Source organism: Acinetobacter sp. B-6 (assembly GCF_056930735.1).
In genome coordinates this window covers 42,150-57,711 of the sequence record NZ_JBXPBY010000006.1, presented here as the reverse complement: position 1 = coordinate 57,711, position 15,562 = coordinate 42,150, and the positions used below count along the sequence as shown (strand labels likewise).

The window sequence follows — 15,562 nt, the reverse complement described above, 5'->3', positions numbered from 1 at the left end:
AATAAAAAACGATTTATTCCAATCTATTAAAACTGACTTAACCCACTTAAACATCACTTAACTTTTCCACTTATTTTGATACTTAATTAAATTTTAATTAAAAAATATTGACCAATCCTGCCATTGATACACACGGGTATTTCAAAATCCAAAAGTCGGTTTGATTATTGCTCAAATTCTGCATTCTCACAGCTATTCAGGTCAATGTGTTGATCAAAAATAATTCTAACGTGATGATCGGGTTCAACTTTTCCGTACACAGTATATTCCACAGCTTGATGATCTCGACGATTTTTCAACTCAATTACCACATCTATTTCTTGACCGATCTCAATATTTTGTGTTTGAACCAATATTCCAACAGGCTCACAAGGAAAAGCATCATCGATTTCCTGAGTAAAATCAGCAGTCATCCACTTCACATCGAGAATCGTATCTAATTCCTCATGCTGTTTTTCTGGAGGTTTAGCCAACACATGCGCTTTATCTTGCCAAACGGTCTGAGCAGAACTTCGGGTAAAATTCCCGGCTCCCCACAGGAGTAATAGGAATATTATTGAACTTATTATTTTCATTTTGCCTTGTGTTTTTCTTGATTTAAGTGCTAATTATTGATCAATTTCTTTACAATTCCAATCACAAAATATACCTCAGTATTTAAGGTAAAAAGAAGCTTTGCTTTTTTTAACAACACTCAATATAATAATGCGCTTGAAATTCAATATTTCGATTGTGAATCTATCTCATTTCAGCTAGAATTTGCTCTCCTTTTTGTTTGGACAGATTCCATAGTCCAAACCAACTATAATAGGTAGTGGTTTAATGAAAACTCTCAGCGCTAAGCCTGCTGAAGTTCAACACGACTGGTACGTTGTTGATGCTTCTGGCAAAACTTTAGGTCGCCTTGCGACTGAAATCGCTCGTCGTTTACGCGGTAAACACAAAACTTCTTATACGCCTCACGTTGACACTGGTGACTACATCGTTGTGATCAATGCAGAGCAAGTTCAAGTGACTGGTAACAAATCACTTGATAAGAAATACTATCGCCACACTGGTTTCCCTGGTGGTATTCGTGAAACTAATTTCGAAAAATTAGTTGCTCACAAACCAGAAGAAATCTTCGAACGTGCTGTAAAAGGCATGTTGCCAAAAGGTCCTCTTGGTTATGCAATGATCAAGAAAATGAAAGTGTACGCTGGTACTGAGCATCCTCATACTGCTCAACAGCCACAAGTTTTGGACATCTAAGGGATACAGCACATGGCTACTAACTATGGTACAGGTCGCCGTAAGACCGCAACTGCACGTGTTTTCCTATCAGCTGGTACTGGTAAACTCGTAATCAATAATCGTACTCTTGAACAGTACTTCGGTCGTGAAACTGCTCGTATGGTTGTTCGTCAACCGCTTGAGCTTTTAGACGTAACTGAAAAGTATGACCTTTACATCACTGTTGCTGGTGGTGGTATCGGTGGTCAAGCTGGCGCTATCCGTCACGGTATTACTCGTGCGTTGATCGCTTCAGACGAAACTTTAAAACCTGCTCTTCGTCAAGCTGGTTTCGTTACTCGTGATGCTCGTGAAGTTGAACGTAAGAAACTTGGTTTACGTAAAGCACGTAAACGTCCTCAATTCTCTAAACGTTAATTCGTTTACCGAATCGGACAAAAAACCTCGGCATTTGCCGAGGTTTTTTATGGATTAAAACTATTCAAAGTTTCAAAGTTTCAAAGTTTCAAAGTTTCAAAGTTTCAAAGTTTCAAAGTTTCAAAGTTTCAAAGTTTCAAAGTTTCACAGTTTCACAGTTTCACAGTTTCACAGTTTCACAGTTTCACAGTTTCACAGTTTCACAGTTTCACAGTTTCACAGTTTCACAGTTATTTTGTTTTATCTCGTTTAGAACAGTCCATGACAGCATCGGCAATCCCGTCGGCATATTTTGATTCTGTGATCGTACAGCCATTTTCCTGATAAGTTCGAGTTTCCTTAGAAAACTTATGGTCTTTCGGAATTGGTGCATCACATGGCTTATTAGTCTTTACATTGACCATTTTTACAGGTCCATCATTGTAAATCGTGACCTTACAACCCTTAACAACATACTCCTGTTCGATTCCACCGTACCTTTCATCCTCTGAAACAGCAGATGCAACATCACAAGCATCATCAGCACGACATGCGGCTTCTTCGTCACTAGCCACAGTAGCTTCAGCTCTGGCAGCTTCCATAGCTTCAGCAGCCGCTTCCTGCACTTGAGCATCTACAATTTGCTTCTTTGCATATGTATTTGAAAGATTCATCATAAGAAAAACAGCAAGAAGCAACTTACTGCTATTATTTATTAAATTCATGAATGACCCAGACCTTATATTGATTTAAATTCAGCGCATACCGTAAGCTTATTAAAGTTAAGGTGATTTTATTGCCTATTTTTAGTATCCTAGTCTATTCATTTTTTCTAGTTTTTGGAATATGTCAGTCGAAAATGCGCCTCAACAAGGGATTACGTTGTATAGCCACGAGGATGACTTTCGTTCACATTGGATCAGATTTCTGCTTGCAGAAAAGCAAATTAAACACACTTTAATAATCGTTGAAGAAGATGATGAAGACTTAGCAAGCCTTAATCCATACAATCAACTGCCAATGTTGATTGAAAACGATTTGAAATTGTTTAAAACCCATATCATTTCTGAATACCTAGATGACCGTTATCGGCAAAATAAACTGTATGCCGATGCACCTGCCCCACGCGCAGAACAAAGACAGTATATTTGGCGTTTTGAGCAAGATTGGTTTAAGCTTGCAGACACCATGCTCCGCCACCCAGATACGCTCAACGTAGCAGAAAAGAAAAAAGCTCAGCAACAACTGAAAGATACTTTAGTATCTTTAACACCACTTTTTCAGCACTATCCGTATTTTATGTCTGATAACTTTACAATTTTAGATTGTATGTTAGCCCCAATTTTCGTACGGTTAAAACATATGGGAATTGAGTTGCCTAAACAGCAATGCCGTCCAATTTTACTATATTGCCAACGGATTTTTAGCCGACCCGCTTTTTTGAAGTCGATGACCTTTCAAGAAAAAAGTCGATATAGTGAACTTTTGGCAAAACCCTAGATCGCAAAACAATAGAGTATTTTCTAATGTCTGAACCAGAATTGAACTTAACCCCGACTCGACCATACCTTGCACGTGCAATATATGAATGGATTTGCGATAACAATTTAACCCCTTATCTACTTGTTGATGCGACGCAACCTTATACCGATGTTCCGCAACAATTTGTACAAGATGGGCAAATTGTTCTTAATCTGGCACCACATTCAGTTCATATGTTAAATATGAGTAACGATGCAATTACTTTCTCTGCGCGTTTTAGTGGCGCATCGAAAGATCTTTATATCCCAATGAATGCGGTATTAGGACTGTATGCGCGTGAAAATGGACAAGGTTTATTCTTTGATCCTGACGAATATGCCAATGTGCAAATCGAAGAAGATGCTTTAAAATCAAACAAAAGCGATGAAACAGAAATCACGACTGATGCGCCAAAGAAAAAATCGAGCTTACGCATTTTAGAATAGAACAAGGAGAACTGAATGGCTTTTGATCTCGTACAATACTTTGCTGAGCAGATAAAGATTCAAAAGCCTCAGCTATTATCACAACTACAAGCTGTTGAACGAACTGCACATATTGAAGAAATCAATGCGCTCACTTTAGGTAAAATTATTAGCCTGTGGCGTAAAGATGATGATGCACTTTATCAGGAGATTCTTTCGCAAGATCATCTATATAGTCAAGAAATTGCACGGCATCTCACAACATCACCACAGAACAAATCTGATTTAGAGCAAACAATGCTTGAATCAGCAACAACTGAAATCCTTGAACTACAATTTGCTGAATTAAAACAGTTAGACACTGCAGGAAGTTTGGGAAAAAGAGGTTTAAGAGAACTGGTGATTGGGCAAATTGAACATTTATCGGGTCAAGCAAAAGATTGGGTTTGGTCAACAAATGAACTAACTGAACTGATTGGCTCTCAACCTACAGTGCAAGAAGAGATATCATTAGATGAAACCATGAAGGAGTTTAATCAAATGGTCAATGTTCAAACTACAGATACGCATGCAGACCACCCAGAAGTTACTGTCGCTGAAACAGTTCAACCAACTTGGGCAAAAGTTGCTGAACCTGTAGTCGCACTTGTTGTGCTCTATATTCTTTTTGAAGCTGTCAGCAAAGTTTTTGCTTAAATGTTACTGATAATCTAAATTTATTAAAAGCGATCTAAATGATCGCTTTTTTTCATGCAAAAAATATTTAAGTTTATTTAATTATTACAAGTGATAAATATCACAATAATAAAATTATAAATGATTAAATATGCACAATAATAATCAAAATCCTAAAAACTCTTAAGTTAATCTTCTATTGGTGAAAATCATTTAAAAAAATCTTCGGGTTTAAGATAGATTTTCAATAATAACTAGTGTTAAGTTAAAGCGATGAAATTCTCTAAACTTTAAATAAAATTAACAATTTATAAAGGAGGATAAAACCGAAATAAATAAAACGACTAAATGCTATACATTTAAACATTAAAAAAATGTTTTAACTGGAAAAAGAATAAATCTAGCGTTAATTTAAACACATGATGACCGTTAAAATGTATTACACACTTTAATCTTTTAATCTCAGATAAGTGATATTATGAACAATCAATGTATCAATATCGCAATTTCAGGCTTAGGTTTAACCACCTCAGATGATCTTAAAATCAGGCTGCGAAAAATTTTACCAACCCATATTGGTATAAATTGGACAAGTGTTTCCGATCAAAATATCAACTGTATTTTGATCAATGAGCAGTTTTTTGAAAATGATAATATTCAAAATATTATTCAAAATAAAAATATTCCTTATTTAAAAATATCAAAACACAGTGAACACACAGAAAGTGCTCAAGATAACTTACTTTGCATCCCAATTTATGATGAATGTACGCTTAAAGATTGGGTCAATGTCAAATTACTTCAGCAAGCAGATTCACCTGTAACCAGTTTAGATCTGTCTATAGACGACACTGAAACTCAACTTGAAATTAAAGAAATTGATTTCTTTGCTGATCTCTATACACAGGACAGCCGCAAAGTCATTCTCAGTGATCATTTAGGAACTATTGCCATTATAGACCACCATGCACATTTGGCTTGGCTTGAGGCGACACGTGATGAGTATCAGACAGACCTTTCAATACATTATACAGCAGCACTCACCTCCGACTTTATTAAGGTTTCACGTAAGCGTCAGTTCAACTTAGAAGACTGGTTATTTAATTTGATTTGGAAAAATCCACAACTCATTACTGTACCTGCGGCTGACAAATATTATCGTTTGAAGTTTTGGGTTCAACCCAATCAACTCGATAAGAAACTGCTATTACAACTCACCGCTTGCTTTATCTATGGTGCACAAATTCAACATGTTGCAGATAAACTCAATATTCCTGTTGCAACTGTTCAGCATTTTGTAGCAGCCAATCTAGCCATTCATAATGCGGAGGTCATTTCCGCAAAAGACAGCCAGTTCGACAAAACACAGAGCGAAGAACAACACACTGAAAATAAAGGAATCTTAAAAAGCTTTTTTAACAAATTAAAGAGTAAATTTAAGTTTTAAGGGATAGATACGCGATGATTATTCAAAAATACAAAATTGTTTTTGCAGGTTCGATGGGGGCAGGAAAAACCGAAGCGATTAAATCGCTCTCAGAGGTTCCTGTATTGGCAACAGAAGCCTTTAATACGGATGAACATAGCCACAAAAAACTCAATACCACAGTAGGAATCGACTATGGAGAAGTCACACTTGATGATGGCAATAAAGTTGGGCTTTATGGAACACCTGGTCAAGGGCGTTTCGACTTTATGTGGGGAGTGATTTGTAAAGGGGCTATTGGCACAATCCTATTGATTGACCATAGTTTACAGACACCTTTGGAAGAGTTGGACTATTACATCAACACCTTTAAACAATACGGCGACAACATTGTAATTGGTATCACCCATATCGATGATGATTTGGCTAAACCGACTCACCAATATCGACAATGGTTGTTAGAACGGCAACTCAACTTTCCTGTTTTCTTTATCGATGCACGAAAGAAAGCAGATGTACTGTTGCTCTTAGAAACATTGATTACAGCATTGGAAATTAAATACTTATAACCAATCAAGAGGTGCGTATGAATTTACCAGAGCAACGGGCAGCACCAGAAGCATTGGTTGCATTTGCTAAACAACAAATCCAAGAAGTACTCAACCATGTCAATCATATTGAATTCATTATGATTTGTTCAAGTGATGGTTTTGAGTTAGCTTCTGTGAGTAAACGCTATCAATTTCACTCCAGTAAACTAGCAGCGGTGAGTAGTTCCATTTTAGCGATGGTCAGTGCATTTTTATCTGAAATTAATTTGATTGGCTGTCAAAGTATTACTTTAGATGCTGAGAATGGCAAAGCCGTATTAACAGCTGTACCATGCACCAAGCATCCTATGCTCATCGTCACATTAAGCAGTAAAGAGGTACTACTCGGACAATTGCTTTATCACTTAAAAGAAGCCAGCCAAGCCATTATCCAACAAGATCAATCATAGAAAGAGGGCTCACCCATCTTGGTTAAACTGTTCGGTAATCCCTGTTAAGGTTTCGCATTAATTGTGGTTTGCGATTTACCATTTACTTTAGACTGATACATCAGTAGATCTGCCTGATGAGTAGCCTCATCAATATTTTCAGGTAATTCATCATAAGTACGAATCCCCATACTAAAATCAATACCGAACTGCTGTTTTAATCCACTTAACAAAAAGCTTTTTCTTAAACGTTTTTCGTAATCTTCAATGGCGTTTAGATCAATGTCTTGTAAGATCACAATAAATTCATCACCGCCCATACGCGCAACGACATCAGAATGGCGTGTGGTCGATTTTAACACCTGCGCAAACTCTACTAGGACATCATCCCCTTTACTGTGTCCGTAGGTATCATTTACAGTTTTAAAGCCATCTAAATCAATTAGACCAACAGCAAATGTTTGTTCTGTTTTACTATGTCTCTTTTTTAATGCCTGATAGGCTAAATTAAACGCCCGTGTATTATTTAATAAGGTTAAGGGATCTTTCATCGCCATAAGCGTCATTTCATTTAAATTCATTTTTATTCTACGTAATAAAATCGCCACAACGCTAAAAAACCCTAGTCGCACACAAGCATTCCAGAAAGGAATAATCGAATTGGTGTACTCATGCCCCGCACTATAATCGGCATATAACCATGTGAGTCCAGATAAAATTACGGTAATGATGACAACATACTTATGGTCATACCATGCGGCAATCGAAACTGGAATTAAATAAAAAACAGCAAAAGAATATTCATAGCCCGTTGAGAGATCAATGATTCCTAAAACTATAATAATAAAAAGTAAAGTAGTACGCCGAACAACAATCGAACTCATAAATAAATACGTTTCCAACTGTTTAATCATATGATCACAATCCTTTGTGTTATTATTTCATTATCGTATAGATTAATTAAAAAATCTAGCAAAGCAAAAAATCAACAAATCTTCGATAAGCCAATGTTTTAAATAGATTTAACATAATTTTTTTAAACAAAAAACAGAGACTGTTTACTTAGCTGTAGTTAAAATAGTAATAAAGGTAAAGTGATATATAGGAGGATAAATACTGTTATAAAATAGAAATCTTTGGGTGTTAGGGAAAACAACTGATGGTTTACTTCAACGCATTAAAACTAGATAAGTTTTAACTCTATTGCCTATAAACTTTTGGTTTATAGCGTCCTAAGCCGAATCAAGACCTTGTGGGTAAGTACTACACGCACGTTGTACGTTACTGGTAGCAATCTACTCTTTTCGATCCCTGATCACCCTTGCAAACCATAATACCCAAAGCTGTTCAGGATTATTTTCCTAAGATGAGGTCTTTTCAGCTGAATTTAAAAAAATTTCCCGTCAAAGTACGAGATTAAAGAATATTTAAATGGTTTTATATTTAATTCTACTTTTTTCTCAGTCTAAGTATAAAAAAAAATAGAAATCCTTTCTGTTCAGCTCTCACATACATCAATAACGCTAAACTATTTTTTCTTATTCATTTCTGACAACAAGTCCAATTGGATTTCCTGAATTTTTGCCAATTTATCCCATTGGTGCATCAACAAATGGTCTATTTTTTCATGTAAATGTCGAATTTCGAGTTCAGCTTTTAAATTGACTTGATAATCATTTTGCGAACGTAGACGATCTTTAGCTTCTTGACGATTTTGACTCATCATAATAATGGGGGCTTGCACAGCCGCCAAGCAAGATAAAATAAGATTAAGTAAAATAAAAGGATAAGGGTCTGCAGGCTGTTTGACCATTACCACAGTATTTACAATAATCCAGATTGCCAAGAACAAGCTAAAACAAATTAGAAAAGCCCAACTTCCTCCAAAAGTTGCAATCTTATCTGCTAAGCGTTCTCCCAAAGTCCAGTTTTCGTCGAGTTGATTTTCAGTATTCTTGGTGATTAGTTCGTGCTGTTGCATGCTGTTGAGCACTTCATAAGCTAAACTCGATACTTCGCCTTGTTCAGATTGCAATAGAGATTGCACATATTGCATACGGTACTTGGTTAAATCAGCTCTACAAATATAATCTTGTGCAGACCAGTCTGGGAAATCTCGTGCAATTTCTTCTGTAATCACTTTGCGAATGGTACCCATTGGAACCACATCACGATGGGAAAAACTCTTTTTACACACAAAGCAAATATGATTCTCAAGTTTTTCGTTCATAACGCTACTCTTATCGTGGTTCTTTTTAATCCCTGATTAAGACCAAGCATAGAATATATTTGAGTGGCTTTGTGTATGAAGAGTATCTTGGTTAGATGTTTTTTCTGATATAAGAAACAAAGTTCAATAGATTTATTTGATGAAATATTTTAGGTAAATATTTTTATTGAATTTTTTGGATGAGCGGGAAAACAACTGTGGTTTACTTCAACTATTAAAACTTTGTAAGTTTTAACCCTATTGCCTATAAACTTTTGATCTATAGCGTCCTAAGCCGAATCGAGACCTTGTGGGTAAGTACTACGCGCACGTTATACGCAACTGGTAGCAATCTGCTCTTTTCGATCCCTTACATCCTTGAAAACAATATTAATCAAATTGCTTCGGGATTATTTTCCTAAGATAGATTGATTTTTGTCTTTTTCAGGAAATTTTTTCTTTAAAACAATCAATATAAAAAAAAAATTCCAACTCAGTTAATTAAATGATTTTTTATTGCATAAAATAGAGAAAAAATGCAAATTTAATTTCTAAATTTGCATTCCTCCCCCAACACAGCAACATTACTTTTTTAGTTATATATAAACATGCTTTCAGTTGAATACTGATTTTCTTAATGAGCTTGTTTAACTTGAATGAAAATGTCTTCTAAAGCGACTCTATCCTGATTTAAGAACGCTATTAAACTCGTCTTAATCTGCTCAAGCGTACTCTGCTTGATGGCAAATAGCGCTTTATTCTTACGTGTCATTAATCCGAATAACTCACGCTGCGGAATAATCAACGTAATATTACTTTCTACCTTGAACTCGAAATCTTCTGTTTTAGCATAAGCATTCAGCGTTATGGTCAAAAATTCATTGGATGTAGGATGGATCACCTTAAACATCGTACTGAGACCCTCTAATTGCAATTGTAAAACGCGTTGGCGTCGCCAACTGATGCTTTCAAATTTCGTCAGTACTTCTGCAATCTCAAGATTGCTGAACCGTTCCATATCATGCTCACTGGTGTGATTTGGATACTGAATGTGAATTTCAAAATTGCTCATTACTCTAAGACGCATACACTTAAAATCTTTTTGTAGTGTAACAATACTCTTCAAAAAACATAGAGAACCAGATCATACTTTTAAAACTAAGTTATTTATTTTTAAATGTAAATTGTGAAAAAATTCACTTTTTTTATTTTTTACATGCACCAAGTTTATTTTACTCATTGGTTAATTATTTAAGTATTTGCATTTAGAGCAATTGAAAAAAATCAGGAAGCTTTGACTTCCTGATTTTTGTAGATTTCGTAAATCTAAAATTAGGCTAAACGATGCTCTTGCAACATTTTTTTGTGTATCAGTTGTCTATACTGTTCTGTCATTGCATCAATTTGCCCATTTAAAAACAGACTAAGTTGTTCTGAAACCTGTGTTTGATTCAAATTCTTATAGACCACATCGTATTTCTTTTTGCGTGTTAAAAATCCTAAAAACTCCTTACTTTCTACAGTCAATTGAATATTACTGTCAATTTGGAAGACAGGCTCGGCTTTACTCGATTGCGTATTTAACTGTATATGCAAATATAATTCTGTTTCTGTATCTTGTACTGCAAATGAGATATCTGAATCAGCAGCTTGAAGTTGAGTCAAAAATAAACGACGCCAGTTAATCGCATAAAATTTTGCCCGAATCTGTTCTATATCTTCAGCTTCAAAAGATTCCAATGCTTGTGCAGGCAAACTGATTTCGACATCGAACTTTCTCATTGTTCTCACCTATCCATGTGATGTTGATCTTATGATTTATTAATAGCATTTATATCGTTGTTTTAAAACAGCTATTATCATTATTTTTTTTAAATTGATTATTTTCAATACAACATGGATCACAACAATTCATCTAAAATTTGAAGCAGTCCATAAAATGTTGTTTGAACTAAAAATGAATATCTAACATTTAAATATCCCTTCTAATTTGAGGATAATAAATCTCAAGCAAACACCTATTTTAAAGGTCTTCTCCTTTCCTATCATCGTATTAAATGATGAGTCTACATCATATTTTTATAGCGAAATCAAAGCATCCATGCGGTAGTTGTGTAATGCTCCAACATGGATGCAGAATTTATTTCAAATTCTAAGCCTCTGAACAACAGTGTATACAAACTTTAATTTTTTCTCTTGGCCAATTCATCTTTGCACGCTTTAGCGCCAAATCACTGGTCGCAAAAAAACCCAAGAGATTTTGCTGAGTGATATGGGGTAAATAATTACAACCTTGAGTAGCATTATGTACTTCATACACCCCATTGGCTTGCGGATTTTGATTGATAATAAATTTGTCCATCATAAAGTTTCCCCCTATTTATTCGTAAAATAAACGAATAAACCCATAATTAAATTATGTCTTTATTAATTCCATAATAAAAATATGCCTTTATTGTATAAAAATCAATCTTTTTATTTTTTGTTCTTATTGATTTTCCACAATCAATCTAAGTATTTAATTTTTATAAGTATTTTAATTATCATGTTTATCTTTAAACGGTTGAATGATTTGTACTTTCTTGTCTTTTTCTTTTAATCCAACGAATGACAATAACCACCAAGATAATTCCAACAATCACCACCAAAACGGGAACAATGAGCGATAATACTGAAACAACAATTGCTCCGATCCATTCGCCTGTAGACACGACAGGATTTGCGATACCACCTGTGGTTGCTGTGGATAATCCCCGAACTGCAACTGTTCCCATTTGTACTGCTGTTGCTGTTCCTCCCCCTACAATAATTGCAGCCGCCCAACTGGCAAACTGTGACATTTCACCACTACTCACCGCCATGGTGGTCAGTGTTCCTGCCACCATTGCCGCAGGTGTAGCAATGGTATCTAAGGCATTGTCTACCCAAGGAATATAATACGCACCAATCTCACAGACAGTTGCAACAGCCAAGCCTATACACACAGAGGGTATTGCTAACCACTCAAAACCTTTCATTGGTTCAAACCATCCCATCAATGATGCAATGCTCATCACCAAAAGTGGAACAAATACACGAAAACCGCAGGCTGCGCTTAAACCTACGCCTATACATAAGCTAAGAAGTGTTTCGATCATGATATTTCTGCCTGTATTTTCATTATATTTTTAAACTTTTTATTAAATTAGCAAAAAAGCCCTATTGGATGATAGGGCTTTTTCTTAAAACTGCGAGTAGCTGTTTTGTTGGTGCTGCTTAGGCATTCTTGTTGTTGAATTGATTGCCAAGGCATTTGGTACACGGAGGTAAACGATCTGTACCAATTTCTAAGTAAACGCGATGTCCACATTGGACACAAAAATAGAAGCCTGTTCCAGGTTTTTGACCAGCAGTAACCATTTTTGTTCTCCATAGGTTTTAGAAATGGTGAATAAAGTATAGTCAAATTTTAATGTATGTCTACTGTCTATTTTAAAAAATGATGGTGTCATTTTTGCAAGAAATGATTTCAAAAAGTAATACGATTTTTCTTGTTAACGACTTTCCATAAATTAGAATCCACAAATTAATTAAATTGTTTCTCTTTCTTGAGGTGGTTCATCAGTTCTATCTTCCTCATAAAAATCATCTGGCATTTGTGACAATACATTTAAAAAATGTTCAACCATCATTGATTTATATGGATTTTCAGGATCATTTTCTGTGAATAAAATCATTTTCCTTCCTAAAAATAAATATCCTACTTAACAGTAGGATATTTTTTAAACCTTATCAATGACTTCATTCTTTAATCTCGCCCACATACAAAGTAATACTCACTTTTGAAATGCTGAAAACTCCCTCCTTTTTCGAAGGAGGGTTTTGAGGATTAAGAAATGTAATTAAATCAAGCCACTTGACCTTCCAAGAAATCCTGTGCAAAGCGTTGTAAAACACCACCCGCCTCATACACATGTACTTCTTCTTCAGTATCCAGACGACAAGTTACAGGAACTTCAATGATTTCACTCTTACCGTCAGCCGTTGCACGCTCAATCACCAAAGTTAAATCTGTGCGTGGTGCAATATTACCAATCACACTATAAAGCTCAGTACCATCAAGCTTTAAAGTTTTACGATCTGTACCTGCTTTAAACTCAAGTGGTAAAACACCCATACCCACAAGATTGGTACGGTGAATACGCTCAAAACCTTCAGCAACAATCGCTTCAACCCCAGCAAGACGAACACCTTTTGCAGCCCAGTCACGGCTTGAGCCTTGACCATAATCTTTACCTGCAATGATGATCAGTGGTTGCTTACGATTCATATAAGTCTCAATCGCTTCCCACATACGCATCACTTCGCCTTCAGGTTCAACACGTGCTTTAGAACCCTGTTTAATCGTACCGTCAGAACGAACCACCATTTCATTAAACAATTTTGGATTGGCAAATGTTGCACGTTGCGCAGTCAAATGATCACCACGATGCGTTGCATAAGAGTTAAAATCTTCTTCAGGTACACCCATTTTATGCAGGTACTCACCCGCAGCAGAATCCATCATGATCGCATTCGATGGCGATAAATGATCCGTGGTAATGTTGTCAGGTAAAATTGCCAGTGGGCGCATATTCGATAGTGTTCGTGGCGCAGCAAGCGCACCTTCCCAATATGGTGGACGGCGAATATAAGTACTTTGCGGACGCCAATCATATAGTGGACTTTCAGACTTTTCAGCCACACCTAAGTCGAACATTGGAATGTAGACTTTGCGGAACTGCTCAGGTTTTACTGACTCTTTCACTAAAGCATCGATTTCAGCATCCGATGGCCAAATGTCTTTTAAATAAATTGGATTGCCATCTTGATCATTCCCCAATGCATCGGTTTCGATATCAAAACGAATTGTACCTGCAATTGCATAAGCCACAACCAATGGTGGTGAAGCCAAGAATGCTTGTTTAGCATAAGGGTGAATACGACCATCAAAGTTACGGTTACCAGAAAGTACCGCAGTCGCATATAAATCACGATCGATAATTTCTTGCTGAATCTTTGGATCTAAAGCACCTGACATACCATTACAGGTCGTACATGCATATGCCACGATCCCAAAGCCCAGTTTCTCTAAATCATCCATTACACCTGCTTCTTCAAGGTATAAAGCTGCTGCTTTAGAACCTGGTGCAAATGATGATTTCACCCATGGTTTACGTGTTAAACCCAATTCATTTGCTTTACGTGCCAATAAACCTGCGGCAACCGTATTACGTGGATTAGAAGTATTGGTACAGGACGTAATCGCAGCAATAATGATTGCACCATCTGGCATTAAGCCATCAGTACGGTTTTCAACAACACCTGCAATCCCTTTTTCTTTGAGGTCTGCTGTAGATACACGGGCATGTGGGTTCGATGGACCTGCAATATTACGTGTTACAGTAGAAAGATCAAAACGCAGTACACGTGGATATTCCGCTTGTTTCATATCCGATGCCCAAAGACCGATTTCTTTGGCATAGGTTTCAACCAATTTGATTTGATCCGCTTCACGACCTGTCAGCGTTAAATAATCAATGGTGTTCTGGTCAATGTAGAACATTGCTGCAGTTGCACCATACTCAGGTGTCATGTTTGAAATCGTTGCACGATCTCCAACAGACATACTGTCCGCACCTTCACCAAAAAATTCTAAATAAGCGCCAACTACACGCTCTTTACGCAAAAACTCAGTTAACGCTAAAACGATATCTGTTGCCGTAATGCCTGCTTTGCGTTGCCCAACCAGCTCAACACCAATAATGTCAGGTAAACGCATCCAAGATGCACGACCAAGCATGACATTTTCGGCTTCCAAACCACCAACACCTACAGAAATTACGCCGAGTGCATCGGTATGCGGTGTATGTGAATCGGTACCGACACAGGTATCAGGAAAAGCAAGACCTTCACGATTTTGAATCACTGGAGACATTTTCTCCAAGTTGATTTGATGCATGATGCCGTTACCTGCTGGGATAACATCGACATTTTCAAACGCAGTTTTGGTCCACTCGATAAAGTGAAAACGGTCTTCGTTACGACGATCCTCTACAGCACGGTTTTTCTCAAAAGCATCTGGGTCAAAACCACCGTATTCCACTGCCAAAGAGTGGTCAACAATCAACTGGGTTGGAACGACAGGATTCACTTTTGCTGGATCACCACCTTGGTCTGCAATCGCATCACGTAAACCGGCAAGGTCTACCAATGCTGTTTGTCCAAGAATGTCATGACACACGACACGTGCGGGATACCATGGGAAATCGTGATCTTGCTTACGATGGATTAATTCTTTGAGTGACTGTTCAAGAATGGCTGGATCACAACGACGTACTAATTGCTCCGCCAATACTTTTGATGTGTATGGAAGTTTTGCATATGCGCCTTGCTGGATGTCTTCTACGGCTTGACGCACATCGAAGTATTCGAGCTGGGTACCTTGCAGGGGTTTACGATAATTTTTATTCATTGCGTTTGTGCCTCTTGCATCGTTTTGTACTGCGTGTCTAATGCTTGGCATAGTACACTGTCGAAAACCCATTTCCCAAATCGTTTATATTTCATAAGCTTAGATATAAAAACAGGGGTTTTAGAAATATTTAGTAACAACTTCATTAAAATATTTGCACTAAAACTGCTTTTTTTTGAAAAATAGCGGAAAATAAGATTAATTC

18 protein-coding genes and 1 pseudogene are annotated in these 15,562 nt (G+C 36.7%); 8 read left to right on the top strand and 11 right to left on the bottom strand.

All coding sequences use genetic code 11. The annotated features are described in order from the left end of the window. Window positions 1-164: 164 nt before the first annotated feature. Window positions 165-575 (bottom strand): hypothetical protein, encoded by a 411-nt coding sequence (locus AC1Z3T_RS08930; protein ID WP_035301197.1) that lies wholly within the window; start codon window positions 573-575, stop codon window positions 165-167. Between the two features lie 247 nt (window positions 576-822). On the opposite strand from AC1Z3T_RS08930, the gene rplM reads away from it, so the two are divergent. Both rplM and rpsI read left to right on the top strand, forming a co-directional pair. Further along, window positions 823-1,251, top strand: coding sequence for a 50S ribosomal protein L13 (rplM, locus tag AC1Z3T_RS08925; protein ID WP_004829852.1), 429 nt, complete (start codon window positions 823-825; stop codon window positions 1,249-1,251). Window positions 1,252-1,263: 12 nt separating this feature from the next. Beyond that, complete coding sequence (gene rpsI, locus AC1Z3T_RS08920; protein WP_004829853.1) at window positions 1,264-1,650, top strand: 30S ribosomal protein S9; 387 nt, start codon at window positions 1,264-1,266, stop codon at window positions 1,648-1,650. Between the two features lie 338 nt (window positions 1,651-1,988). Here the strand turns inward: rpsI and AC1Z3T_RS08915 are convergent. Then, a pseudogene (locus AC1Z3T_RS08915) lies at window positions 1,989-2,306 on the bottom strand (hypothetical protein); the annotation flags it as partial. A gap of 169 nt (window positions 2,307-2,475) precedes the next feature. Between AC1Z3T_RS08915 and AC1Z3T_RS08910 the strand changes: the two are divergent. The 6 genes from AC1Z3T_RS08910 to AC1Z3T_RS08885 all read left to right on the top strand — a co-directional run bounded on the left by AC1Z3T_RS08910 (window position 2,476) and on the right by AC1Z3T_RS08885 (window position 6,676). Further along, window positions 2,476-3,129, top strand: coding sequence for a glutathione S-transferase N-terminal domain-containing protein (locus AC1Z3T_RS08910; RefSeq protein ID WP_151713446.1), 654 nt, complete (start codon window positions 2,476-2,478; stop codon window positions 3,127-3,129). Window positions 3,130-3,155: 26 nt separating this feature from the next. Further along, on the top strand, window positions 3,156-3,596 hold the full coding sequence (locus AC1Z3T_RS08905) for a ClpXP protease specificity-enhancing factor (protein WP_004829860.1): 441 nt from the start codon (window positions 3,156-3,158) through the stop codon (window positions 3,594-3,596). 15 nt (window positions 3,597-3,611) lie between these two features. After that, a complete protein-coding gene (locus AC1Z3T_RS08900; protein WP_151713445.1) occupies window positions 3,612-4,271 on the top strand; it encodes a hypothetical protein in 660 nt (219 codons plus the stop codon). A 457-nt stretch (window positions 4,272-4,728) separates the two neighbouring features. Then, window positions 4,729-5,697 carry a hypothetical protein gene (locus AC1Z3T_RS08895; RefSeq protein WP_252048435.1) on the top strand — a complete coding sequence of 323 codons (969 nt, stop codon included), beginning with the start codon at window positions 4,729-4,731 and terminating at the stop codon, window positions 5,695-5,697. Between the two features lie 14 nt (window positions 5,698-5,711). Further along, the gene (locus AC1Z3T_RS08890) at window positions 5,712-6,245 is read left to right on the top strand and encodes a GTP-binding protein (RefSeq protein ID WP_004829865.1); all 534 of its coding nucleotides are present in this window, start codon (window positions 5,712-5,714) and stop codon (window positions 6,243-6,245) included. Between the two features lie 17 nt (window positions 6,246-6,262). Then, window positions 6,263-6,676, top strand: coding sequence for a roadblock/LC7 domain-containing protein (locus AC1Z3T_RS08885; protein WP_004829867.1), 414 nt, complete (start codon window positions 6,263-6,265; stop codon window positions 6,674-6,676). 44 nt (window positions 6,677-6,720) lie between these two features. Here the strand turns inward: AC1Z3T_RS08885 and AC1Z3T_RS08880 are convergent, their stop codons facing one another. From AC1Z3T_RS08880 to acnD, 9 genes are all read right to left on the bottom strand, one after another. Further along, window positions 6,721-7,569 carry a GGDEF domain-containing protein gene (locus tag AC1Z3T_RS08880; protein ID WP_346781815.1) on the bottom strand — a complete coding sequence of 283 codons (849 nt, stop codon included), beginning with the start codon at window positions 7,567-7,569 and terminating at the stop codon, window positions 6,721-6,723. 614 nt (window positions 7,570-8,183) lie between these two features. Next, window positions 8,184-8,885: a DUF1003 domain-containing protein gene (locus AC1Z3T_RS08875; RefSeq protein ID WP_009585966.1), complete on the bottom strand. Its 702-nt coding sequence runs from the start codon at window positions 8,883-8,885 to the stop codon at window positions 8,184-8,186. A gap of 613 nt (window positions 8,886-9,498) precedes the next feature. Beyond that, on the bottom strand, window positions 9,499-9,951 hold the full coding sequence (locus tag AC1Z3T_RS08870) for a hypothetical protein (protein WP_346781814.1): 453 nt from the start codon (window positions 9,949-9,951) through the stop codon (window positions 9,499-9,501). Between the two features lie 245 nt (window positions 9,952-10,196). Next, window positions 10,197-10,646: a hypothetical protein gene (locus AC1Z3T_RS08865; RefSeq protein WP_288455662.1), complete on the bottom strand. Its 450-nt coding sequence runs from the start codon at window positions 10,644-10,646 to the stop codon at window positions 10,197-10,199. A gap of 370 nt (window positions 10,647-11,016) precedes the next feature. Then, window positions 11,017-11,229 carry a hypothetical protein gene (locus tag AC1Z3T_RS08860; protein ID WP_005033469.1) on the bottom strand — a complete coding sequence of 71 codons (213 nt, stop codon included), beginning with the start codon at window positions 11,227-11,229 and terminating at the stop codon, window positions 11,017-11,019. A 190-nt stretch (window positions 11,230-11,419) separates the two neighbouring features. Continuing rightward, window positions 11,420-11,998 (bottom strand): DUF4126 domain-containing protein, encoded by a 579-nt coding sequence (locus tag AC1Z3T_RS08855; RefSeq protein ID WP_419320547.1) that lies wholly within the window; start codon window positions 11,996-11,998, stop codon window positions 11,420-11,422. Between the two features lie 121 nt (window positions 11,999-12,119). Then, window positions 12,120-12,263, bottom strand: a complete 144-nt coding sequence (locus tag AC1Z3T_RS08850; RefSeq protein ID WP_004829882.1) for a zinc ribbon-containing protein — start codon at window positions 12,261-12,263, stop codon at window positions 12,120-12,122. Window positions 12,264-12,433: 170 nt separating this feature from the next. Further along, a complete protein-coding gene (locus tag AC1Z3T_RS08845) occupies window positions 12,434-12,580 on the bottom strand; it encodes a hypothetical protein (protein ID WP_162987727.1) in 147 nt (48 codons plus the stop codon). 170 nt (window positions 12,581-12,750) lie between these two features. Then, window positions 12,751-15,357, bottom strand: a complete 2,607-nt coding sequence (gene acnD / locus AC1Z3T_RS08840) for a Fe/S-dependent 2-methylisocitrate dehydratase AcnD (RefSeq protein WP_046759585.1) — start codon at window positions 15,355-15,357, stop codon at window positions 12,751-12,753. Window positions 15,358-15,562: the final 205 nt, after the last annotated feature.

Coding starts and splice junctions, on each gene's coding strand:
- rplM (WP_004829852.1), top strand. CDS start 823: ATGAAAACTCTCAGCGCTAAGCCTGCTGAAGTTCAACACGACTGGTAC.
- AC1Z3T_RS08865 (WP_288455662.1), bottom strand. CDS start 10,646: ATGAGAAAGTTCGATGTCGAAATCAGTTTGCCTGCACAAGCATTGGAA.
- AC1Z3T_RS08895 (WP_252048435.1), top strand. CDS start 4,729: ATGAACAATCAATGTATCAATATCGCAATTTCAGGCTTAGGTTTAACC.
- AC1Z3T_RS08870 (WP_346781814.1), bottom strand. CDS start 9,951: ATGCGTCTTAGAGTAATGAGCAATTTTGAAATTCACATTCAGTATCCA.
- AC1Z3T_RS08930 (WP_035301197.1), bottom strand. CDS start 575: ATGAAAATAATAAGTTCAATAATATTCCTATTACTCCTGTGGGGAGCC.
- AC1Z3T_RS08845 (WP_162987727.1), bottom strand. CDS start 12,580: ATGATTTTATTCACAGAAAATGATCCTGAAAATCCATATAAATCAATG.
- AC1Z3T_RS08850 (WP_004829882.1), bottom strand. CDS start 12,263: ATGGTTACTGCTGGTCAAAAACCTGGAACAGGCTTCTATTTTTGTGTC.
- AC1Z3T_RS08885 (WP_004829867.1), top strand. CDS start 6,263: ATGAATTTACCAGAGCAACGGGCAGCACCAGAAGCATTGGTTGCATTT.
- AC1Z3T_RS08875 (WP_009585966.1), bottom strand. CDS start 8,885: ATGAACGAAAAACTTGAGAATCATATTTGCTTTGTGTGTAAAAAGAGT.
- AC1Z3T_RS08910 (WP_151713446.1), top strand. CDS start 2,476: ATGTCAGTCGAAAATGCGCCTCAACAAGGGATTACGTTGTATAGCCAC.
- AC1Z3T_RS08890 (WP_004829865.1), top strand. CDS start 5,712: ATGATTATTCAAAAATACAAAATTGTTTTTGCAGGTTCGATGGGGGCA.
- rpsI (WP_004829853.1), top strand. CDS start 1,264: ATGGCTACTAACTATGGTACAGGTCGCCGTAAGACCGCAACTGCACGT.
- AC1Z3T_RS08860 (WP_005033469.1), bottom strand. CDS start 11,229: ATGATGGACAAATTTATTATCAATCAAAATCCGCAAGCCAATGGGGTG.
- acnD (WP_046759585.1), bottom strand. CDS start 15,357: ATGAATAAAAATTATCGTAAACCCCTGCAAGGTACCCAGCTCGAATAC.
- AC1Z3T_RS08880 (WP_346781815.1), bottom strand. CDS start 7,569: ATGATTAAACAGTTGGAAACGTATTTATTTATGAGTTCGATTGTTGTT.
- AC1Z3T_RS08900 (WP_151713445.1), top strand. CDS start 3,612: ATGGCTTTTGATCTCGTACAATACTTTGCTGAGCAGATAAAGATTCAA.
- AC1Z3T_RS08905 (WP_004829860.1), top strand. CDS start 3,156: ATGTCTGAACCAGAATTGAACTTAACCCCGACTCGACCATACCTTGCA.